Below are 24,629 nucleotides of genomic sequence, written 5' to 3'. Positions count from 1 at the left end.
CAAGTTATTTTACACACATATTATTCTAATGCTATGGGTTCAATTCTACAAGATACTGAGGGTACTATATTTAGTAATGTGGATTCAGGAGATCCGTTATTGTATATTAACATAACTCCCGAGTTAAATGAGTGGTCGGCTGTAGTGCTACCAGAAGATTCAACTTATAAAGAATCTACACTTACTTTATCAAAAGCGAAAACACTTTCGGTTTATTTTCTTTTTGCTGAAAATGCTCCTGATAACAATGATATTATCAATTACATAGATGAAGTTAAGGAGTACTTACAAAAGTATAGAGAAAACTTTTCAAATAATATTACCACTGCTTGGTTGTTAGATGTAAATTCAAAACCAACTAATGAAAATGTTGTTGCAATTAACTATTATGTGAATTCTCAGAATGTAATTAAGGTTAGTCAAACTTTTAATTACACCATGGGAAATGGTTTTGCGACATTATCAATTAGAAATAATACAGAAGTGTCTTTCATTCCAGAAGGTGCAGCTACACAAATACAATTAAGTTACGATTTAAATAGTCCTAATATATCTTTTAACAGTAAAGAATTTGGAAGTGATACATTGCTTAATAAAGATATATCCATATCATTTACCAAATACAATTGCGGAGCATTTAGTTTTCCGCTAGGTTTTAATTTAGAAAGCGATTTTAAAGCCTTTTACTTAGAAACATGTTACTATCATACAGAACCAGCTGATAATAGCCTTGTAAAATATAGTTATCCTATTTTTAAACCTCAATCAGATGTAGAGTATGCAATGACTCAAGCATCGATAGGCCCTTTAGATATAGGAAATAAAAAAGGATTAAATACTTATTTTGCGTTTACAGGAAGTATTTTTAATAGTAGTTCAGGAAAATCAACACCTTGCTATTTACCTAGTTTTTTTTCAATAAATACAGGTCATCCTATTACTTTATGGCCAAAAGTCAATTTAACTGAAAATACAAATCCTTCTAATAATTTAACTCCATTACCTAATAGTCCTTTATTACTTATTTCTCCCAGAGATATTGATGAAAATGAACGATTCTATTTACAACCTGAAGGAGACTTTTTTATGGATCCACAATCAGATCAAGTAGATGAAAATGGCCAATTTGATTTTTTACCTGGATTATCAGGAACGGAAGTTATTTCCTTTACACCATACTCAGTTAAAGATAAAATTCCTACAGGAGATGTATTACGATTTAAAAGTAAACAACCGGCTTATGCGCCAAATTTTCCTGCCCAAGAATTATCACTGGTAAACCCAGGAACAAACAATCCAACTTTAGAAAATAAATACTTTACAGGATGGTATAATATTATATCAGAGGTAGCAGAAAATGTTCAATATGTTTCTCAACCTGAAGGGGCTTCCTTATTTGCCAAAGATCATGGAGTAAGTGAGGGGAATGTAGGTAAATCTAATTTGTTAGGGTTTTATGAACCTAGTATAGATATGCCTCAACAAGATTTTTATATACCTATTGTTCCTTACCTAGCAGTAGAAGCAGATTCTCAAAAACCAGGAAACGATAACTTAACAACTTTCGAGTCCGAAGTACTTAGTAAAGAACGAAAAACACTTATTACAAAACAATTAACAGCACAAAGAGTCTCAAAAAGTGCAACAAAAAGAGTAAAATTATTAAGTGATGGAGATAGTAATTATGTAAGTTCTACAACTCCACAAGGATTAATAGCTCATGTAAAGAACAATGGAGCTTGGAGCATGCTTAACTTAGGGCAAAATGATATTCATCAAAACGCTACACCTGAGTATTTATATCCAGAAAATCAAGAACCGTCTAATCCTGCTCAATATCAAATGAGTTTTATTAATTTACCTACTAAATTACAAAGTGCTTTTCTAACTAATCAACAATTTTTAGTAGTCACTCAAAATAACCATTTAGGAACATTATTTTCTAAAAGTGGAGAACAAGGAGGGCAAACTACAGCAGAGGCTATATTTAATAACAAAATGTCAATTGAAGATTGGCCATTTGATATTAATGCAGGAACAACAAACACTTATGCCGATTATAATAATGTAGTCATTTTTAAATTTTGTAAAGGCACATTAATAGATAGAGTTAAAGATCCAAAAACTTGGACCCAACCTAACACTTTTAATACTGAAGGAGTAGAGGATCCAGCGAATGCATATCAGCAGTTAATTGCAATATCTTCATGGGTACAGGATTATATAGCAGAGGCAGAAAAAGCTTATCAATATGGGTTAGAACACCCAGAAAGTAATCAGGCAATTCTCTATGAAAAGTTTCATAATATCGTAAATAATAAAGATTGGAATGGAATTTTGGTGCTCAAAGCTGATATTGATTTACAAGAATTTCCTCAACAATTAAAAGGGTTAATATCTGGTATTAATCTAACTAGGTTTAATGCACATCATTTTGGAATAGAAGTTAATAAGGTAAATGCTGAAGGTCAGGTTCAAATGGAAAAAAATAGTTCTCTTTTTGGACTCATCAACTATTTAGATACAGCTTATCAACAACAACTATTACAAGGACTAAATATTAATAAACCTGTACCACCTTTAGCGGGAGCTACTTATGATTTTAAAGTACTTCAATTACAAGTTCTTTTTGAAAATACTGCTATTAAATTCTTTCAGAGTAAAGTACAATTAACAATGAACAATTTATTTTCTGATACTGTAATAGGTACAAATAATAAATACGGTTCTAAAACTCTAAATACTGTAGTACTAGACGGTACATATCAAGACCATGACGGTACACCAGTATATGTATTTGAAAATACTGATGATAATTTATTCTACTTTGATAGTAATCTTCTTAAAAATGTAGAAATCACCAAAATTCAGTTTAATACATTAACGACTAATCCTAAAGCTACCCATATAGAATCTAGTTTTGCAATGTGGGGATATTTAAACTATGCAGTAATGCAAACAACCACTCCTGTAATAAATGAAACTGAAGAAAAAACAATTGTTATGGACGCTTTTTCTTTTGGAAATGGAGATGGTACAGATACAGATATTATAGATGGTTTGAGTTACAGTAATTTATTTATTGATATGGCATTTGATATTAGTACACCTACTGTGGTAGATTATGCTTTTGATGCTTCAAAAATAGTATTTAACTCAGATCTTAGTACAACTAGACAACTAAGTTTATATCCTAATTTTGCACTACAAATTAATAACCTTGTCAGTGGAGATAAGGATACTAAGCCTTCTAATTTAGGATACCTTAATTTAAGTTTACCTGGAATTAATACTACCGGGCTTTCAGAAAATTGGTATGGACTTGAAATGACCTTGAATATGGGAACACCAGGAGAATTAGCATCATCACTTGATTTTAATGCTAGTTTACTAATAGCATGGAGTCCAGGAAATAAAGCTACCGATACTGCCTATAAGGCATTTGTGGGAATAAAACTCCCAGGAACCAGCAGTAATGCTAAACTTCTTAGTCTACAAGGAGTATTAAAATTATCTATCGATACTTTAAAATTAGAATATGTAGAAGCTCAGCAATCATATTTAATGACATTGAGTAAAATAGCATTGAAGTTTTTAGGGATTCTCAAACTACCTCCTGGAGGAAGTACTAATTTTTTACTTTTTGGAAACCCAAATCCAGGAGCTACTGCCAAAAGTTTAGGATGGTATGCAGCATATAACAAAACAAAATTATAGGTCATGGCAAGAGTACTCTATTGGAACATACAGCAGTTTGGGATTAATAAAATTAATAATCCTTTTTTTAATAGAAGACAGATAGGTAGCACAATTAATATGCAGCAAGCTTCTACTCAAAGAGCACAATTAATATTGGATACAATGACATCAAATATTCCAGATATTTTTGTGGTAATAGAAACATCAACAGGAGGTGGAGTAGAAGGTTCTTTGATAACAGCAGGAGGGCAGCAAGGAGCTTTAGATTTATTAGCAAAAATAAGAGCAAATGCAGTATTAGGAGCAAATTGGATGCTAGTACCTCCGCTTATATTAGGTCAAGGAGGAGTAAGTGAAGGTATTTCTGTGTTTTATAACAGTGCTAATTTAAGCTTTACTGGTCCATGGGGTTGGCAAGGAGCTGCAAATCCTTCTGATTCGGTAGCCAATATCGGAATAGGAAACTTAGTTGGATATGCAGCTCCTTGGAATAATTGTTTACCAGCAGTAGCTGTCCCAGGAGGGTCAAATGTTAATCCAGGAATTAATTCTAACCAACTTGCTGGTCAATGGCTTTTTACAGACAATGCCATGCCTCCTAATAGATTACAGTTTCCAGGAATTGGAAATCGACCACCATATTTAACTACATTTTGGGATGTAGCTAATGCCAGAACTATTAAGCTATTAGCATATCATGCCCCTCCAAATTTTGGTCCTGCTGCTAATGGAACCAATCAACTCTCTAATGTCAGAGAAATGACAAACAACCTTGCGGCCAATGAAGCAGGAGTAATTGTAGGAGATTTTAATGTGAATATTTTTAATGCTTACTTTGAGCCTATAGCCTATAATAACCTCATTAATCTTTTACCTGCAGGTGCAGGATATACTAGAGCCATAAATCCAACAGCTAATAACGTATGGCCAGATAAAGGGTATGTTTTTACTCATATGAAACATAAATACAGAAATGGAGCGACTCCTTGGGAGACCAATGGATATCCAGCGTATGGTTATTTGGGAAGTAATAATCATTTTGCTGGCTATGATAGCATCGATAACGTATTAACACGGTATGGAGCTGCTGCAGGAGGGCCTGCTGCCAATATCACCATTGTTAACAGAATAACTGGATCTCCATACAATGCAGTAATGCCTACTCCTGGTGGAGCTCCTCCGGGTCATTATGTTTATACTACAGGAATGGCTCAAATACCTGTTGGTATGGCTAATGCAGGATCTCCAGTAGCCTTACCATTGCCCCCTAATGGGCCTAATGGAGATGGAGGTTATACTCCAGGGAATATAGGAGCTTTAAGAAGGTTTCTAGGATGGGATAATTATGGTAAAATAAGAAGTACCAGCGATCATCTTCCTTTAATTATAGATATATAACAATATACACACCTTGTATTATGAGTCTTTCTAATTTAACAACCACTTTTAGAGATCAGGCAGCTGCTAATAATGGAAACATCACTATTAATGCTGCTACTTTTTCTGCTTCTCAATTAACACCTCCAGAAAATTTAGATGATTTATTATCTAAAGGATATCAGTTAGCTGAAGGAACTTTTTTATTGATAGATACGTCAGAAACATCTATTCCAGATCCAGCAGGGAATACATTGACCATAAGTAATGCTAAAGCAAACATTTTAAATGTAGAAAAAACTAATACAGATGTTATTTTAAAGGTTGTTGTTAACGAGAAAGGAGAAGCTCAGTTTACTATACAAATCGCATTAAGTGATTGGACTTTTAAGACTAGTTGGGAATATATGATAGGTGGTGTTTTTGATGGTTTACCCTATACTTCACCAGCTTTTGTGTTTAGTACAGAACAAAAGGATAATTTTAAATGGCAAAATTCAGACATCCCTTTAGTTGAGGGGCAGAATTTCTCTGCTATGATAACTCTTACAGATTGGTTAGCTGATGTTGTTGATTTTTTAACATCATGGTCGGTAAGTACAAAACTTCCTTTAACAGGGATGTTAGATCCATCAAAAGTAGACAATGAGCAGTATTTATATCCTGATATGGATCTTATTGTACCTATAGATGTTACTCCTATATCCTTATTATTTTTAGAAGTAAGTGATCCTGCCGTAGGTTTCAAGATAGAATCTGTTGAAGAAACCACAGAGGAAGATTCTGAACCAATAACAGAAGTACAACAAACACCTCTTTTATATTTTCAATTACAATTACATTTAGGAGAAAATATCCAAATGGATTTTACAACAAGCATAGCCCCCAAAACTAATACTTTTGATATTGCTGTGGCTTCAACTCCTCAAAAACCACTTACACCATTAAATATGTTTTCATTAATGGCTGGAAATAATTGGTTCAGTAATATCCCTCCAACATTGCAACAGTATTTAAATAGTATTGCATTCAAAGGGTTTACAACTTCCTTAAACTTTACTAATGGGGTACAAATAAATAGTGTTTCAGCACAAGTGGGGTCAGTTGGTACATGGAACCTCTTTGATAATTTTTCGGTTGAAGAGTTTGATGTAAATTGGTGGATATTAGGTCCAGGAACGACCAATGCTCAGAGTATTTTTTTTACATCAAGAGTAAATTTTTTTCCAACCATATTCAAAGGAGGTTTTGATGTAGAAATTACTTCTGATCTTACTTTATCAGCAGCTTTTGATGGAACCGTTTCAATCAATGATTTATTAGCAGCCATAACAGGCGGTTTTATAAAAATACCAGAAAGTTTGGTAAGTGTAGTATTTACAGGGTTTGGTATTGATATGGATATCAATAGTAAATACTATGCATTTTTTGCATCAGGAGATATTGAAATGAACCTTATTACCAATATATCATTAACTGATGCAGCATTACAACTTACCTCTACTTCTCCAGTAACAGGAACAGGTTCAAATGTATATACAGCTGCTATTAGTGGTCTTTTCTCTATAGGAGATTTAAGATTGCAATCAGCAGTAAATTATAATTCTTCAACAGAAGATGGTGGGTGGGATTTAAGTATAAACATGCCTGAAGGTGACAAGTTAAACTTAGGGCAATTGATGGATGGATTATTTAAAAAAGTAGGCTTTGAGTTACCTACTAGTTTTTTACCAGCAGATTTGTCAATTACTAGTTTTGATTTAACCGCAGACATTCCAAATGGAGAGGAAAAAGGTTCTTATGAAGTTAAAACGAGCATAGAGTGGAAGTTCACTTTTCCTATAATTAATCAGAGAATTGATATTGCTGCAGCGTTAGCCTTAAAGTTTGATGCAACCAAAGCAGCAGGAAAGCAATACTCTGGTGGTGTAATGGGAAGTGTTTTACTTGAATACTTTAATGCAGAAGTTAAGATTGGTTATAATTTTGATGGTGATGACCAATTATTAATGATTGAATGGGAAGGATTCATTGCTAAATATAATGTTGCGGGAGAAAGTAGAACTATCATTTTTGAGATTAAAAACTGGAGTGTAGGGTCGTTACTTACCTCATTTATGAAGATGTTGTTCGATCCTAACTTTGAATTAGATGCTCCATGGGATATACTCAATAAAATAAGTTTAGATGGATTTAAGGTTACTTATAATTTAGATACCAAAGAGGTAGTAGTAGATTATAAATTACCAAAAAGTCTTGATTTAGTATTCATTACAATCAACGGTATTAAGCTAACAAAAAATGCACAAGGTGTTCAAATAGCATTTGATGGTAGTTCAGTAGTACCAGCAATTAACGACAGTAATGTCTTTAACAAAGAAAAAGGTCAAGATGTAAAAGATATGCCAGAAGTTCCTGGTCAAGGAACACAGTATTTTGAGTTACGCTTATTAGCAATGGGACAACATGTTGATCTAAATAATGCAGCTCAATACCAATCTATTAAAGAAGTTACAGATGCTATGGAAAAAGCATTTGATACTCCAGAAAAAGGCAAAGTACCTATTGGTCCTGGTTCAGGAAACTCTTTACTTTCATTTAATGAAAATTCAAATTGGTTAATAGGAACCGATTTTGGAATCCTTAATGTTGGTACCAAAGAAAAACCGGTGTGGACATTAGAAATGCAAGCCGTATTCAATGATCCTAACCTGTACGGTTTACGAATTGCAATGGCAGGTGATAAAGCCAAAATTTTTGCAGGTTTGGATTTTGAGATTATGTATAAAAAAATCTCAGATGGAGTAGGAGTATATCAAATAGCGCTTACACTACCAGATGCATTAAGATACTTACAGTTCGGTGCAGTCAATATCACACTTCCTTCTATTGCCTTGGCCATTTATACCAATGGTGATTTTATGGTAGATATAGGATTTCCGTATAAACTTGATTTTTCAAGATCCTTCACTATACAAGCTATTGTACCACCAGGAATTCCAGCAATGGGGTCAGGAGGTTTTTACTTCGGAAAATTAAGTAGTGCTACAACCAAAAAAGTACCACAAACAAATTATGGTAATTTTAATCCAGTAATTGTTTTTGGAATAGGCTTACAGGTAGGTGTTGGATATAGTGTTAACTACGGGGTACTAAAAGCTGGATTTAGCGTTACAATTTTTGGTATTTTAGAAGGAGTTATTGCTACATACCATCCATATCAAGGAGCACTTCAAGAAAACAATAAAACAGAAGTAGAAACTTCTTATTACTATTGGTTGCAAGGTACACTTGGGTTAATTGGTAAATTGTATGGCTCTTTAGATTTTGGAATTATTTCGGCATCTGTAAATATTACAGTAAAAGTATATGCACAAGCAATTTTAGAAGCATACAACAAAATGCCTTTGGCTATTGTAGCCTCAGTAGATGTAAGAGTTTCAGCAAAAATAAATTTAGGAATATTCTCTATTAAAATTAACTTTAGTTTCAAAGCAGAAATACGAACAGACCTTACCATTGGTACAGATCAAACAAGTATGGCTCCATGGAACAGACAACTTTCAGAATCTGTTGATGGTAACTATTTAGTATACGCAGAAAAATCAAGTAGATTAATTGAGCTGCCTATAAAACCAATACATTACAACTCTAAATTAGTAGTAAGTGCAGAAGAGAAAGCACCTACACTTAATATTTATTTAATTCCACATCTAACAGTAGCTGGATCGGAAAATGGCGATTTAAAAAACCAGAAAGCTCAGTATGTTACTACACTATGGATTGATGCCCCTGATGCTGAAAACCCTGATAGCACAGTTACTTCTTCGTTTGAGTATTTAAGTCAAGATTTTTTTAGATGGTTAATACAAAACTATGCAGAAGAAACAGCAACAGAAAGTACAAGAACTACAACTGACGGATTAGCAGTATCAGAAACCGATTTACAGGTCTTATTAGCACTATTATCAAACGAAAATACGCCATTACCAATTCCTACAGATAAATTATTATCATTCCTTGAAGATACTTTTGAGGCTGTAAACATTCAAAATGTAACAGAAAGCTCAAAACCTGAAACAGCAGCTGTATTTCCGATGTTTTTCGATTTAGAACTGTCTGTTCCAGACGCCGGAGTTGATGTGAATTTCAGTACCTATAATATGGCAACGGATGAATATCTATCTGAAGTTAAAAAATGGTTTAATGAACTCGCAGTAAAAGTATCTGAAGAAAATGCTAATACAGCCTTGAGAAAAAGTGCAGCAGTAGAACATTCATTATCAACATTTGTTTTTGAAGACTACTTTGTACTTATAGGAAAGCAACTTATAGGATATGCAGAAGACGCATTAAAAAACTATACTTATCCATTATCTAAAGGTAATAGCCTAAATGCCATGGCAAACTGGGCAAATAATATTAGTACTTCTAATGGAGTAACAAATACTGTTAAGATAAGTGATATTTCTAAAGCGAACCAATCTCACCCTTTAAATGGAGGAGTTGATGTTCATATTACAGGAGTAATGTATACTATTCTTGATGGTGATAATTTTGTTTCTATTGGAGCTAAATACGCCTTAGAAATAGCATTGCTGATTACACAAAATGCAACCATTCCGGGAGTATTACAAGTTCAAGAAATTGCGTATGACTCTAAGACTTATACAGTAAAACCTACAGATACTATTAATGAGGTAGCTACAGGGTTACAAACTACAGTAGCAGATTTAGCCAATGATTCAAGCTTTCAAAAAAATACACTTCTAACTACTGAAGCAAACTTAACTATAGCAGCTACAAACTATACAGCAAAAAGTGAAGATACTTTTGCAGGAATAGCTAGTACCGTATTTAATAATATTTCAGTTTCAGATTTATTACTACAAAATCAATCTGTACCAGGACTGTTTATAGTAGGTAATTCATTTGTTTATAATAGTGTTACTTATACTATTGTGCCTGGAGATACCCTAACAGGTATAGCAAAAAAACTAAGTACTCCTACTAATAAGGTAACGGTAAATGATCTTGCTAATGATACACAAATTCAATCATTACAAGTACAGCCACTAGGAGTATTGTTAGTTCAACCTTTTGTACACGCAACAATAACTTTTACCAATCCTGATGATGCAGAAACACTAGGTAAAATAGCTCAAAAATATAGTACAACTCCAGAAGTTTTAGGAACAAACTATCATAACCAACAATTAAATGATTTATTCTATAATTCAGATAATTACAGTACAGTAAATATTCCAGAATTAAGATGTTTAGACGTACAAAGTATATTAGATTATTTTAAAGCAAACCATTCATATACACAATTATCAGGTATGGTATCTCGATACCAACTTCATGGAATGAGGTTACCAACTACCTTACCAGGATTAACACTCAATGCAAACTCTCCATGTACAGGTGATGATTGTGCTTTATACCAATTAACAGGACAACAGTTTGAAGTTCCAAGCGATGTTAAAGAAGGATTTACAATCAACTTAATTAATACTACATTAAATTGGTTACAGTTTAATGGAGAAGTTCCTTCTGGAGACCCTAAAAAAGCAACATTACCAATAAAATTAACTGCAGAAGATATATCGCAAATCTCAACAGTGGTTAATTACGCTCAGCAAACAGGTATTGAGCCAGATATTTTAAAACTGGCAGCTATGACACCGTATAATTTAACTCCAGTGCAATATACATTCCAAACCGTAACACAATGGAGTACTTCAGGAGAGGTAAATCTACCTTATGGTAATTTAGGAAGCCAAACAGAAGTTTCTCCTTTAATATGGAATTTCCCATCAGGTTTATTACAGCAAATAGCGTTGCCAAAACGAGCTGGTACAGCAATGGATATTCAAATAGGAACGTATAATGCTGCAACAGGAGTTATGGACTATAAAAACTCTGAGTATTATGGTTGGTCTACACTATTAGAAATAGATATTAAAAAACAAGCAGATGATACTGCTCCGGGTACAAGTGCATTTACTTATGAGTTAATAGGAGCAAATGAGTCAGGAACACAGATTTTAGAAAGATTATTAAGAGTTTTAAACCCTAATTCTTCTAATAATAATCAAGGGGTAATTGAAGATATACAGTGGTTATATGAAGGAAGTGATGGATTACTTTCTGTTGGAAACCTAAATATGAAAACGTTTATTGTTCAATCTAATTTATCAACAGAAACAAATCCTGCTACAGCCTTTTATTTAGGAAAAAAAGTAGAAGAATCTGAAAAACTTAACGGAGTTTTAAACACATTATACGATTTTGTAAAACTATTATGGGAGTGTAGTATTACAAGATCTGGAGGATATTATTTATTATACAATGAAATTGAAGGAAATACAGGTTTCCCTGATACTATTTTTGACAGTTCAGGAAACGGAACAATTTCATTACTGGTTACTTATAGTAATTCATACAATAATATTCTTAAAGATTTTATGAACTGTGCTATAACAGGAGATAAAATAGATACTTCATCTTCTATCGTTTATGCAGAGTCTAAAGCTCAAAGAGATTTAAGTTATACAACAACTTTAGCAAATGAAACGCTACAAAGCATTTCATCTCAATATAATATATTAATTAGCGAGTTAGCTAAACTTAATGAAACAGATGTAAAACTTAATACATCAGCAAAACCAATTATTTTAAACGGGTTGCAATATGAAGTTGGTCTTCCGTCAGATACACCATCTAATAATTTAACAGCCATAGCAGAGTATTTTAAGGTTGATTCAAATGATGTAAAAAATCTTAATCCAGATATTGATAATTGGGATGATTTAGCTGTATGGGAATTAATAGAAATCCCTACAGTTACTTACCAGATAACAACAGGCGAGGGTACTCCAGGTAATACATTACAAAGCATTGCCAGTTATTACTTTATAGATGTTGATACACTATCTTTTATGATTAAAGATGCTGCTGTTTTTGCGGTAAGCACAACCTTTACAATAGTTGATCAGGTAGTACATAAAGTATCATCAATTCAACAAGGTACAGCAGGGTTTGAGTTAAGTCGTACAAACCCAGGTACTCCACCAGATAATCCAAGTAGTGCTGGCTATGCAGAAACCTATTTAAATAATCTATATAATTTATTAAACTATCAAATAGTAGCTAACAGATATTTTAACAAAAGTATTGTAGGTTTACCTTCTGGTCCTGCAAATACCGATGAAGAAAATGCGAACTCTGTTTGGAACTATAATCAAGTAATTCCTATAGCGCAGTATGCAATAGATAACCCTAATAATTCTTACCCAGAAGGATTTCCTCAAAAAGAAGATAACCCTTATAGAGGTATAGGAAACACATTACAAATACATTTTGATTGGGTAGATTATTATGGTAATGAAACCGTAACACCATTTAACAATCCAGCGCTAAACACAAAATCACCTCTTAATAATCCACCAGTGCAAGTAGGATACCTTGATGAATTAAAAGGTTTCTCACAGTGGCCGAGTTTGTTTATTACCTATGATGTAAAATTAGAAAATGATACAGACAGAGAGTTGTTATTAAATTTCTCTTTTGATATTACAAGATATCAAAATACAGATGGTAAACCATGTGTGTCTGATCCTAATAATCCAGATGCACCAGATTATCAAAAAAATGCATTACATGACTTAGCTGTATATACCAATATATATTATCAAATAAATCAATTTAATCCTTATAAAAAAGATCAAAATACGGTTACACTTTCATTAAGTACTTCACTACTTCCAGGGGTTGAAACTGATGTAAGTTTAGAACCAATTAATAATTTTGTAAAAGAAATTTACGCTTATTTATATGCAGTAGCGTACTGTAAAACAGTTCCTACGGCTCCAACAATGAGTTCAATAAAACAACCAGTAGCTATTGAAAATTTAGAAACAGCTTCTATTTTTGAGTTAACAGTAGCATTACGTATGGAAAGAGATCTTTCTTTTGTTAACAACGATTTTAAAGATAGCCCATCGGTTACTTCAACTAGTACCTTGGTTCAACCTAATACGTATGTTCCAACTCTTGGAGAGGAAAATAGTGCTGGAGAAAAAACACAAAATCATTCACTAACAGAATTTGCTGTTAATTTTGAAAAGACTTTTTATCAAGAAAATGAATACGTACTTAAAGTAACTACAGGTATAGATAAAGAGTTGGTTGGAAGCCAGAAGAATGAATCTATTTACATTGTAAGAATGGGGCTAAAACCTGGTAATGGTATTTATTGGAATGTTGAGCCAGCAGGATCTTATGAGCTTACAAACAATTCAATTTCGAAACTACCAAAATCAGGAGTTCCTAACTCTGTAGTAGATAAACTTACTCCATTAGTAGGAACCATATATATGAGTAAGGCTAGTTTTGATGAAGCATTGCAGGGAGTTTTGACCAATGAGGAATTCAGCTCATATAAAATAAAAATCTATACGTATAGTTTATTAAATGCATCTTTCTATGCACCGTTACCAATTTCTACCAGTTTAGTATCTAAAAAAGATGTTCCAATATGCTCTTATGTTACAGGTAAAGGACTAGATTGCGAAAAAGGTACAGTAAAGAATTTTACAGATGTTGATATGGATATCTGGGGAAAACAATGTTTGGATGCAATTGACCTTTTCTTAAGCTCAGAATATGCAGTACCAGCATTTTTGGTTGACCAATTAAAACAGAAAGAAGAAGAAGAAGTTTTAAAAGGTTTAGATACAGATGCTACATCTTTCCTTGAAGCTATAACCAAAGCTAAATCATTATTAGCAGAAACGATTTCAACTAAGGTAGAGCCAATTCTTACAGCACCAGAAGTAAATGAAGCAAGAAAATTAAACGCTCAAGAAAAGTTCAAACAACAATTACTCATTCAGTTAGGAAACACCTATTCTGTTAATGCAGTAGTACAAATGCAGGTTACAGCAGAGTCTGGAATAGCAAGAGAAGAAGCAAATCAAATAGCTCCTCGCTTGTATGGTACTCCAAGTATTGTTAATAATGCAGAAGGAGATAGTAAACTATATTCAATTTCAAATGCTAAAATACAGTTAGATTACGAAGACGGAGAAAAAACATCAGATATATCTTTCATCTTTTCTACTAAAAATTCCAAAGAATTTACCTCAGTAGCTTTAGGAATGGATTATCAAATTACCCATGTTGAATTTGATATTACAGATGTGCCAGATGTAAAAGGCTATCAAGCTTCAAAATGGTTAACATTTATAGTACCTGTTAATTTAGCTGAAACAGTAGAACCTAATTTTGATAATTCTCCGTTACAACAATCTTTAGGTACAGTAGATATTCCTATAGTTCTTCGTAATTACCCAAAACCGCCAACGCTAACAACTCAAGAAGGTAAAGCAGTGTCAGTAGTAGGTAATACAACGAAAGAGACTCTTGAAAAAGCATCAGAATGGAATTTTACCTATACCTATTCTGAAGATCAGGCAGCTCAAGATCAAATTTATTCAGATATTAGGTTTAATACTTTTGATAGTAAAAACAATAAAAGCCTACGCAAAGCTAGTTCTCGAAACCTATTTAACGATATGGCACAAATGGTGAGTGTATGGTCGTCGGTGTTAAATGATATGACTAAGTATTTAACTCTTATATCTCCTACATCAGATGAAACTGATTCAAACCTTAACAAAGCATTTTCTGCAATGAAAGCCATGGTGCAGATAACTAATAATTTGGCAGTAGCTTGGAGTGAACATAATAATAACAATAATAATATAGCAGCTTCTAATAACTCTTCTCTAGTAAAAACTCAAGAGTCTCAAGAGCCTACAAGTGTATATAATTTTATTATACAGCAAAATGAAGATTCGTATTTTACTACTACCTGCGATTGCCAAGGAGGAAAAGAGTGTAAGCGTTTAGTAGTAAGTATAGTACTGCCTGAAAATATGTCTGAAATAGACAAACAGTTATTTTTGAATAAATTTAGTTTGGCTGAGATACCTAACGCACCATTAATCAACATAAAAAATTATACAAGAGTACAAGCAACGGATGAATCTGGAACGCCTATTAAAAACTCGTATTGGTATGTAAAAGACCCTAAAGCTAAAACAAAGGAATACTTAGGGTACCCTTGTTCTTTTGAGATACCAAATAGAACGATTGAGGTAAACGGATTAAATGTATTACAGTTCCAAAATACTTGGGCAGGAATAGCGGTAATTAGAAATGAAGGATTAGTAGAAGATAACCCTACAAACCCTAAGTTTATTTATAGAACTCCTTTAATTAGATTTTCTAATAAATTAATACCGCTGCTTAGTAATAATACAGAAATTAATATTGCTAAAATAATAGATGAAAAAGGAAGCACCATATCCTTATCAGAGCATTTGGCAACATTCTTTAAAACGTTCTTTACGTATGATGAGTTACAACAACAAACAATTAAAATAACAGGATATTGGAATTATTATTTACAAGAAAAAGAAGGAAGTGATCTACCTCCGGTTCAATTACCAATATTATTATATACACCTTTCTCTTTTGATATTCCTAAAGATTATACAATACCAAATGAAGGATGTTCTGGAGAAATTACTTCTACTACACCTTTTGTATGTCAGTTAGCAAAAGCATTAGAAAAATGGTACGAAAACAAAAAACCAGCAACAACAGATGCTTATTTTTCATTTGATTTGTCTGTGTTTTCTGAGGTAGAAGGCGCTAACTTACCACTAATACAATTATCAAACTTAGTACTACCATATAAGAACATAAATAACTTATAAGATAGTTTTTAAAAGAGAACAGATAAAAAAAAGCGGACAAAAGTCCGCTTTTGAGTTTAACAAAGTTCTTGTTTACAATCATAAAAACAAGCACTAAACTCTTCTTTAGTCTGAAAATTTTGCGATCTACAAAAGTCAAAGCATACAGTACAAGTAGGTAATGCACCACCTTTAACAAGTTTCTGTTCTTTTTTTGTTAATGTTAATCCTAAGTTTAAAATGTTTTGTAACATAATTAGTTGTTTTAAGTTGTTTAAAAATAGTTTATTAGCGTTTTTTAACCTTTTGAAAAGCTATAAAAAAGGTAAGGTGCTCTCATACTTTATTAAAAGAGTAGGAGAGAGCAACCAAGTTCTTTTACTACCGTCATTTCGAGCGCTAGCAAGAAACCGTAAGGTTCAGCGAAGCTAAATCTTAATGTTATGAGTAATTCTGAATAATGAGATTTCTCCTTCCAGTCGAAATGACGTCATTATTTGTTGGTTTTCCTCTTTGCGAGGAGATTGAGATGAGTATGGATAAACGTCGACCTATTTTTATTTTGGTAGAATCCGAGGTTATGGAGTAGAAGAGAATCCAAAGAGTTTACGGTCTTGATTCGAATACGGAATACAACGTAGAATTCAAAAAAAGGAAAAATACGTCTTGATTTTTTGTTTCGTTTTGTATCAAGACAAAATGAAAGTATACGTTTATGAGATTACGTCATTTTCCATTTCTATTTCGTTGAGTGTTAGTTTGTATGGTATTGCTCTTTTTCCATTGATGAAAAAGAACCAAAAAATCTAGTCTTTCGAAACCTTTACTCGAAAATTATCATCCTCGAAACTAAATGAAAAGAACTCGCTGTCGCTCAAACAGCTTTTCATTTATAACGTTTCTTGCGGTGTAATTTTCGGTTTGTTTTCTAAGGACGTTTTTATTACTGTCATTTCGAAGAAGCGATTTTATGAGCGATTGAGAAACCTCAAGGTTATGAGTAACTAATTTCCATTCATAATAACGTTGAAATGTCAGTTCGAGTGATTTTGTGTAACGTAGTAGAACAAAATAGTATCGAGAACCTTGTTACAATCCAATATTTCTCGATATAAAATTCCCTTCACTTCGTTTCGTGAATTTCACTCGAAGTGACAGTTTGTTGTTAATTTTTAGCTTGTTTTCTAAGGACGTTTTATTACCGTCATTTCGAAGAAGCGATTTTATGAGCGATTGAGAAACCTCAAGGTTATGAGTAATTAATTTCCATTCATAATAACGTTGAAATGTCAGTTCGAGTGATTTTGTGCAAAGTAGTGGAACAAAATAGTATCGAGAACTTTGTTACAATCCAATACTTCTCGATATAAAATTCCCTTCACTTCGTTTCGTGAATTTCACTCGAAGTGACAGTTAGTTGTTAATTTTCGGCTTGCTTTCTGAGGACGTTTTATTACAGTCATTGCGAGGAGGTATGACGAAGCAATCTTTTTCTCAATAACCGTCATTTCGACCAGCGGGAGAAACCGTAAGGTTCAGCGAAGCTAAATCTTAAGATTACGAGTACCTTCCATTCATGAGCTTTAGCTCCGTTTAACTTAATGTTAAAACCTGTACACAAAAAAAATAACCAAACAAAAAAGTGTACAGAGGCTGTACACTAAAAAGTTTTTCATTTTAAAAAGTGTACAAGTAATGTACACCAAAAAAGATGTAAGAAAAAAAGGTGTACAGAATTTTAGTGATTTATTTCTAACAGATTCATAATGTCTTCTCCAACAGTTTTAGATAGGTTGTTGTTACTTTCTAATACAGAGATAAAACCCATTTTACATTGATGTTTCATAGCGTTACCATTTACTAAATATTCTTCTGTATGAAAGTTAAGAAACTGATTATCCTTATTTTCTCCAGGATACAGTAATAGTGCTCTTTTAGCATTCCAAAAACGACAATAGGTATACATTTGCCTCAAATCTTGAACAGAAGCACGATCATTAGTAGGACATTTCCACTTGGTATCTATTATAAATGTTTCATTTCCTTTTCTTAGTATAATATCAGGGCGTAAATTATTATTGTTCCAAAAAAGTTTTGAATCTTGTCCTATTACTTCTATATTTTTATCTCTAGTTGTTTTGTATAACTCTGTTAATACATACTCTTCCCATAATACATTCATATCAAACAAAAGAGATAACATTTTTTCTTGACCCCCAGATATATTAGGGGAATAGTTTAAAATAATCAACCTTGCAAGTTCTATAGCATACTTGTAATCTCTTGATTTTCTGTTGAGTTTTATAGAGTTTAATAGTTGTTGGTTTATTTGTTTTTTACTAATATCAGGAAAGTTAAGTGCAACACGTTTGTATGAATCATATAAGTATGTGCCTCTTGTATATTGAGATACTACGCTTAGTGCTTCGTGCAAAACTTGATGTAATACATGATTGGTGTCATATACTTGATGAGTTGTGTAAAATTGTTCTTTGCGTACAATGTTTTTATGTATATGTCCAGCAAATTCAAGCTTACCTTTTAGGGCTTTCGTGTTTTGTGTTTGTTTTCTATATTGTTTTACGAGCCCCTTTCTTTGTAAATTTTGTACTTCTGATAAAAACAAATCAAAGTATACTTCTAACAAATTCAAATTGGTACGTTTAACATTTGCAGCGCCTGCGGTATCAGCTTTTAACCTTCCACAGGCTTGTAACATTTGTAATAATACTTTTTGCCATTTAGTATCAGAATCATACTTGTCAGCTTTTGGGTGAATTTCTATTGATAAGCCATTAACCTGAATAATACCTACATATTGATTAAATTGAATACCTTTGGCAATAGGTTTAAAATATTTCCACTCATGGTATTCGTTTAGTTTTAAAAGAGCGTCTAAATGTTTTTGCTGAAAGCCTTGTTGACCAACATATAAACGTTGATGTTCGTATACTTTCATCTTATAGGGTTTCCATAGCTTCAGTTAGCACTTCTTTTTGTTCGTTTTCTTTTTTCTCTTTAGGTACCCCAAGTGTTTCTGATATGGCTTTTATGATATTCTCTGGAGTAATTTTTTTAAGCAAAAAGTTAGGTGTTTTTAAATCTTCTTGATTTTGATAAGAAAACTTAGCAAACTTTATTTTTCCATTATTTTTTTGTTCGACAAAGCCATTTCCTAAAACGAGCCCTATTTTACCATAATCACCATAGAAATACTCTTGCAATAACGGAATAACTTTATTGTTAAAAGTATTAGCGAGAGCTTCTGTATCTCCACTTTCTATATTGATAAAATAAGAATGTCCTATGGTATGATCTCTATCTATCAATACCTCTATACGGTTATTAATAGTTTCTAAAACCTCTTTTAGATTGAAAATTAATTCGTCTTCAATAAAGATAATTTTCTCTAATAGTTCAGGTTTAGGTATCACTTCTGTAAACTCAAAGCGCCTACGCAAAGCAGTGTCTAAAGCTTCTACAGAACGATCAGCAGTGTTCATAGTACCTATAATATGTAAATTATGAGGCACGCCAAATTCAGTTTTAGAATAGGGGAGTTTTACAGTAATGGCTTCAGGTTGACCTAATCGTTTGTCTGGTTCTAAAAGCGTAATTAATTCCCCAAAAATAGCAGATACATTCCCTCTGTTAATTTCATCAATAATTAAAACATGATCTTTTTTAATTTCCTCTGTTGTTGTTTGCTTAGAAAAAGTTTGTTCCAAGTAATCAACTTTAATATCACTGTTATCAAATTGATAAATAGTTTGCTGTGATATGTTTTTATCTACAAATAAACTGGGGTCGGCATCTAAATTAGTAGCTAACCATTCTACTTTTCTAAAATGATGATAAGGAATTCCGTCAATATTTTTGTATTCATAATCTCCTTTTACTACACCAATAGCATCTATAATATGATTGCCTAAAGAAACTAATACAATATCTTCTTTTTGCATCCAATAATTAAATGCAGCTATAGCAGTAATACTGTATGAAGAATGTTCGCCTTTTACAAAATATTCTTTTTCATAAGCTTCTCTAAAACTTCTTTGGTCGGAGTTATGAATAATATCACTCAAATCATTCGTTGTTCCATATCCTAAAGCTATATAATTATTTTCAATACACCAATCGTGAATATCTTTACGTGTTTTTCCTCCAACACTCATCTTAAAGTAGTTCACTTTTTTAAAATCAATAGCAGAGGAGTTATTAGAAGTAATTTCTCCTTTAATTCCTTTGGCTTTATTAGCTATCTTCTTAAAAATTCCATCTTCTACCTCATATATAACCTGATTATCTTCAGTTTTAGGTTTTATACCTTCTACAAAATCTTCGTAGCTCATAGATTGATGAAAAGTAGTAAACGTAATTTGGTTTTTTTCATAGAGTTCATCATATCTTTGAATAATAAACTCTCTACTTTCTTCTGTATACTTTATTTTATCTATTGATTCTACTGCTAATTTTTTGGTAGCATAGGTTTTTCCTGTACCAGGAGGACCAAATAGTATTTTATTCATAGTCGTAATTTTTTTGTACTTATTTAATAAACTAGATATAAATGGATAGAATGAGGCGTATCCTGAAAATCCTTTGTCTAATAAATTTTCTACCTTTTTAATATTTTCATAGTTTAATTTAAAAGAATCAAAACTATTCGAATAGAGTTCGTTCCATCTTTTAGGAATTTGAAAAGAGGCTGTTTCAACATAACTTTCAATAGTTCTTTCTTTTAAATCTTCACTTCTATATTCTCTTAAATAGATTTCATATAAATTGAACAGGTCTTGATCTATTTTTTCAATTTTATCTATAAAACTAATGTCTATGTTCTTTTTATCAAAAAACTTTTCATTAAGAAATTGTAGATAATTGTTTTTTCCTAATAATGCTTTGGGGATTCCGTTACTATTTTTAAGGTCATACTCAACGAAATCAGCTTTTTTTTCTCGCTCTATTTTGCTTAGTATAAGTTCTATTGCATTTATATGTTCCTCTACATTTTCAGGGTTTACCAAGAAGAAATCAATTTCATCGAAAAAAGTATCAATTTCATTTAACCTTTCTTGAATACTATTTAAAGTATACCCAAGATAATTTCTATAAGAATCATGTGTTTGATTATTTAACCAACTAGCAAACTCTTTCTTCACATCTATAAGTCCCCTGTAATACTGATCCCATAAATGATGTGAAAAATCAAAAAAGTTTTCCGAACCTTTTCTTTTTAAAATTTCTCTATGATATACTGATACAGGAGTCTTCTTTTTAAAAGGAATTTGTAAATTTTTAGCTACAAAGCGTAAAGCTTCTAATTTAAAAATATTTAACACATTAAAGTCGCCATATAAAAAAGCAATCTTCCATTTATAAGCAGTACCCAAATCAATAGTATCAATAGCTTTTAAATTGTCTTCTTGGGCACTAGTTGCTATAGTAATAATGATTTGTTTGATTTTTTCAAATGCTTCTTGGACTGTTGTTCCATATTTGGTATACCATGCATATTCTCCATCAGAATCACGATAGCTTGTTTTTTCTGTTGGTGTATCAGAGCCTTTTTTGAATATCCCAAACTTATATGAACTACCTCCAACCACACTTCCTAAATCTCGGGTAGTATGCTCAACCCAATAACAAAAAGAGTTTTCTCTTTTAGTATCTGTATATTCCTCTAGAGTCATTTTTTCTAATTTTTCTAAAGGCCAATAGCTTAAAAAATCTTGTTTTAATTGATGTAATTTTTCATTCATAATTATTTTTTTTCTTTTACAAGTTCAAAAGGCCAGTCGTAATGACTATAAATAAAAAAGGCTTAGCTATAAACATTCTTTTAAGCTGTCCATTCGCTAAACTGCCCTTCGACTTGTTGCATAATTTCTTCTAAAATTTCATTAAGTTTCGATAAATTTACTTTCTTTCTCAATTCTTTCTTTACGGCTAACCGTATGGCTGCTTTTGCATTATCTTTTTTTATCGTGACTTATTAGCCATTTTTCGTAGCCTTCTAGTTCTTTGTTCATTTTATCGTTTGATTAGTAAATTTTTAGATATACCAATTAATTTTGTTAAAGTCTTTTATCATTTTCTTGTATGCCTCTTGATTTACCGATTTTATAAAGCATAAGTGTCCCAAAAGCCAATTGTGAAATTGAATATTATTATATCCTCCAAACTCTTCATTTCTATTTTTTAAATGCTTTTTAACTCCAAGTTTTCTAGAGTAATAAATATGTTCTTTTATACTTTTTCTGTAAGCTTTAGAAACATTCACTCCATTTGTTGTAGTTAAACCTGTAACATATTGTTTACAGCCTTTTTTCATATACTTAGTTTTCTTTTCGTTTACAAAAAAACCTTCATCACTAATTATTTTATAGATTAGTTTCAGAGACGGTAATTTTCCTTCATTTTTAATAGAAAAAGTTAAATCATCAGCATATCTAGAGTAATTACAATTTAATTTCTCTGCTAATTTTTCAAATCGCACATCCATTTTTGCGGCTAAAATGTTAGAAATCATAGGGCTTGTAGGAGCACCTTGGGGTAATATAGGAGGTCTATGGTTGTATAGAGTATTTAAAACTTTTTTAGAATTGGCATCAAAACTCCTCCAATAATAATCTCTGTGTTTTGCAGTTGTTAGTTCCGCAAAAGAGTAGGCTAAATTATTTGCATACCCTAGAGATTTGAACAAACCATATACTCGTTTTTCTGTAATGGTATCATAAAATTTTAACAAATCAACTTTTAGGATCGTTTCTGAATTTTGATGAACCTCGGCATTATGGTAAATTGATATTTCTTTTCTAAAGCCTTTACAACTATTTCTTAATTTATATTTATTTAAAATATTTACTAAAATCCATTTTTGAATAAACTTTAGGTCTTTTGCTGGAGACATTATTTCTCTAAAACCACCATCACGTTTTTTTAACTTAAAATAATTATATCTCTTGTATTTATGCTCGTAACTGTAAACAAAATCGTTTTTACCATCATCTATTAATGTTCTAAGATAATTGGACTCTACACCCATTAACATAGCAAGGTGTTCTAAAGAAAAAATAACAGGAAGTTTTTTACTTGAAAGTTTTTTTGCGTATTGTATACAAGCATTTATAAATTCTTGTGATCTATTTTCTTCTTTTGCTTTTTCTGTAAATTCTTTAAATGGAAATGACATAGCTAATGTTACTCTTTCTTGAATGTTAAATTTATTCTTAAGAAATAATTTTAAGGGAATAATTGTGTAAAAAGATCATTTACTTTTTCTTTCAATAGTCTTTATCTTCCCTTTCTATAAAAATAAAATAACAAAGGTTTTAAAATTTTGATATATGTATTTGTTTTGCCTTTAACTCAAACAAACAACTTCAAAATATAGGTAATGATAATAAACTAATGAATATATTATCAAGTAGCTTTAATAGTTCTCAATGAAATACACTGAGAAAACCTAATTAAGGTTATTTGCTAACAAAACTATGTCATTCCATTAAATTGTTTAGGTATATATAATTCATATTCTTGCCTCATACGTAGGCTATATTTTGTTTCTTTTCTAAAATTTTCTTTTTTTGTTTTTTCTTTTAATTTTTTAAGGAACAAAACTCCTTCTTGAGTTATACTTTTTCTTGTATTTACAAAACCTAGATCTTTTGCTTCCTTGTAAATTTGTTTTAATTCTTTATTCGTGAGCCCTAAAATATGACAAATAATTAAGTCATTATATCCCTGGTTTTTTAGGAATAATAAAGCTATTACAGAATGATCTTGTTTGGTATTATGTGTTCTGTTTCTTACAAGTTTGTCTTTTTTTTCTTCAAGTATTGATTTACCTGTGTATAAATCAATAGCCAACCTATTACAAATTCCTATATAAAAAGCAATTTCTTTTTTAAATTCTCTAGCTTCATTCATTCTAATGTTAGCTTTTCTAGGAAATAAAGGCTTCCAATAATCTTTTTGTTCTCCCCAAATGATGGGTAAAGTATTGTTAGGTGTACAATGAAAGTAAGATATTAAAGACTGGCTATTATCAAAACCAAAAGGGGCGTATGCAGGGAATCTTCCTACACGAATATTGTCTCCATGTTTTTTAGTCACGTTCTTAATATCTGAAAGGTTTCCAAAAATTTTTAAAGGCGATAAATTTGTGTCAAAAATTTTATTTCTTTCTTCTGCGATTATTATAACATCTTTAAAACGTTTGTTAATATACTTTTTGCCTTCAGCCATCACTATAGTTGCCAAAATAAAAACATTTTCTATCTCTTGGTTTTGTATCCAGTTTTGAATGTTGTTTTCTTCTGAGTATACTTTACAAAAGGTTTTTCCGCTACCAATAAAATCATCTAAAAAAATAAAATGCTTATACTCTTTAGGGTTTTTTATATTTTCATAATCATGAGTTAGTAATATATCTTTTTTACGTCCCTCAAAAACTGTTGTATTTTTTAAAGGGTAGGTTACTAACGTACCACTTTTACCTACCTTACCGTAAGGGAAAATAATTATCTTTTCTCCTCTAGGTATTTTTCTAAATAGTTCTCTCAGTAAATCATTTAGTCGAAACATAAATTCATTAAAGGGAATGTATTCATATACACTTAATAAATCTATTGCTAAGTCAACTTCACTTTCATCAAAATTTTCTAGCCAATTAATTAATTTTATGGGTTCCACAGCATGTTTTAAACGTGGTAATAAATTACCAACTTTTACAATAGTACTCTTATTTAATTTTAACGGATGTCCCATTTTTTTCTTTTT

Annotated in this window: 8 protein-coding genes; 3 read left to right on the top strand and 5 right to left on the bottom strand. The window is 31.7% G+C overall.

The window, feature by feature from the left end; all coding sequences use genetic code 11:
• Window positions 1-33: 33 nt before the first annotated feature.
• The 3 genes from ACTPNM_RS13130 to ACTPNM_RS13120 are packed head-to-tail and all read left to right on the top strand — an operon-like array spanning window position 34 to window position 15,866.
• A complete protein-coding gene (locus tag ACTPNM_RS13130; RefSeq protein WP_440122264.1) occupies window positions 34-3,717 on the top strand; it encodes a hypothetical protein in 3,684 nt (1,227 codons plus the stop codon).
• Window positions 3,718-3,720: 3 nt separating this feature from the next.
• Window positions 3,721-5,097 carry a hypothetical protein gene (locus ACTPNM_RS13125; protein ID WP_440122263.1) on the top strand — a complete coding sequence of 459 codons (1,377 nt, stop codon included), beginning with the start codon at window positions 3,721-3,723 and terminating at the stop codon, window positions 5,095-5,097.
• 20 nt (window positions 5,098-5,117) lie between these two features.
• The gene (locus tag ACTPNM_RS13120; RefSeq protein WP_440122262.1) at window positions 5,118-15,866 is read left to right on the top strand and encodes a LysM peptidoglycan-binding domain-containing protein; all 10,749 of its coding nucleotides are present in this window, start codon (window positions 5,118-5,120) and stop codon (window positions 15,864-15,866) included.
• 56 nt (window positions 15,867-15,922) lie between these two features.
• Here ACTPNM_RS13120 and ACTPNM_RS13115 read toward each other — a convergent pair whose 3' ends face one another.
• From ACTPNM_RS13115 to ACTPNM_RS13095, 5 genes are all read right to left on the bottom strand, one after another.
• Window positions 15,923-16,099: a hypothetical protein gene (locus ACTPNM_RS13115; RefSeq protein ID WP_273694721.1), complete on the bottom strand. Its 177-nt coding sequence runs from the start codon at window positions 16,097-16,099 to the stop codon at window positions 15,923-15,925.
• 1,484 nt (window positions 16,100-17,583) lie between these two features.
• A complete protein-coding gene (locus tag ACTPNM_RS13110; RefSeq protein ID WP_440122261.1) occupies window positions 17,584-18,804 on the bottom strand; it encodes an McrC family protein in 1,221 nt (406 codons plus the stop codon).
• A gap of 1 nt (window position 18,805) precedes the next feature.
• On the bottom strand, window positions 18,806-21,607 hold the full coding sequence (locus tag ACTPNM_RS13105) for an AAA family ATPase (RefSeq protein WP_440122260.1): 2,802 nt from the start codon (window positions 21,605-21,607) through the stop codon (window positions 18,806-18,808).
• Between the two features lie 293 nt (window positions 21,608-21,900).
• Window positions 21,901-23,040 (bottom strand): reverse transcriptase family protein, encoded by a 1,140-nt coding sequence (locus tag ACTPNM_RS13100; protein ID WP_273695333.1) that lies wholly within the window; start codon window positions 23,038-23,040, stop codon window positions 21,901-21,903.
• Window positions 23,041-23,339: 299 nt separating this feature from the next.
• Entirely contained in the window at window positions 23,340-24,617 is a 1,278-nt protein-coding gene (locus ACTPNM_RS13095) for a phosphoribosyltransferase-like protein (protein ID WP_440122258.1), read from the bottom strand.
• Window positions 24,618-24,629 lie beyond the last annotated feature (12 nt).

The sequence above is a fragment of the Tenacibaculum sp. Ill genome, assembly GCF_051938915.1.
GTDB lineage: Bacteria > Bacteroidota > Bacteroidia > Flavobacteriales > Flavobacteriaceae > Polaribacter > Polaribacter larymnensis.
This window is presented reverse-complemented; position numbering and strand designations above follow the sequence as displayed.

Excerpts from the sequence above, each read along its gene's own strand:
- ACTPNM_RS13125 (WP_440122263.1), top strand. The coding sequence starts at position 3,721 with ATGGCAAGAGTACTCTATTGGAACATACAGCAGTTTGGGATTAATAAA.
- ACTPNM_RS13130 (WP_440122264.1), top strand. The coding sequence starts at position 34 with ATGGGTTCAATTCTACAAGATACTGAGGGTACTATATTTAGTAATGTG.
- ACTPNM_RS13105 (WP_440122260.1), bottom strand. The coding sequence starts at position 21,607 with ATGAATGAAAAATTACATCAATTAAAACAAGATTTTTTAAGCTATTGG.
- ACTPNM_RS13120 (WP_440122262.1), top strand. The coding sequence starts at position 5,118 with ATGAGTCTTTCTAATTTAACAACCACTTTTAGAGATCAGGCAGCTGCT.
- ACTPNM_RS13115 (WP_273694721.1), bottom strand. The coding sequence starts at position 16,099 with ATGTTACAAAACATTTTAAACTTAGGATTAACATTAACAAAAAAAGAA.
- ACTPNM_RS13100 (WP_273695333.1), bottom strand. The coding sequence starts at position 23,040 with ATGTCATTTCCATTTAAAGAATTTACAGAAAAAGCAAAAGAAGAAAAT.
- ACTPNM_RS13110 (WP_440122261.1), bottom strand. The coding sequence starts at position 18,804 with ATGAAAGTATACGAACATCAACGTTTATATGTTGGTCAACAAGGCTTT.
- ACTPNM_RS13095 (WP_440122258.1), bottom strand. The coding sequence starts at position 24,617 with ATGGGACATCCGTTAAAATTAAATAAGAGTACTATTGTAAAAGTTGGT.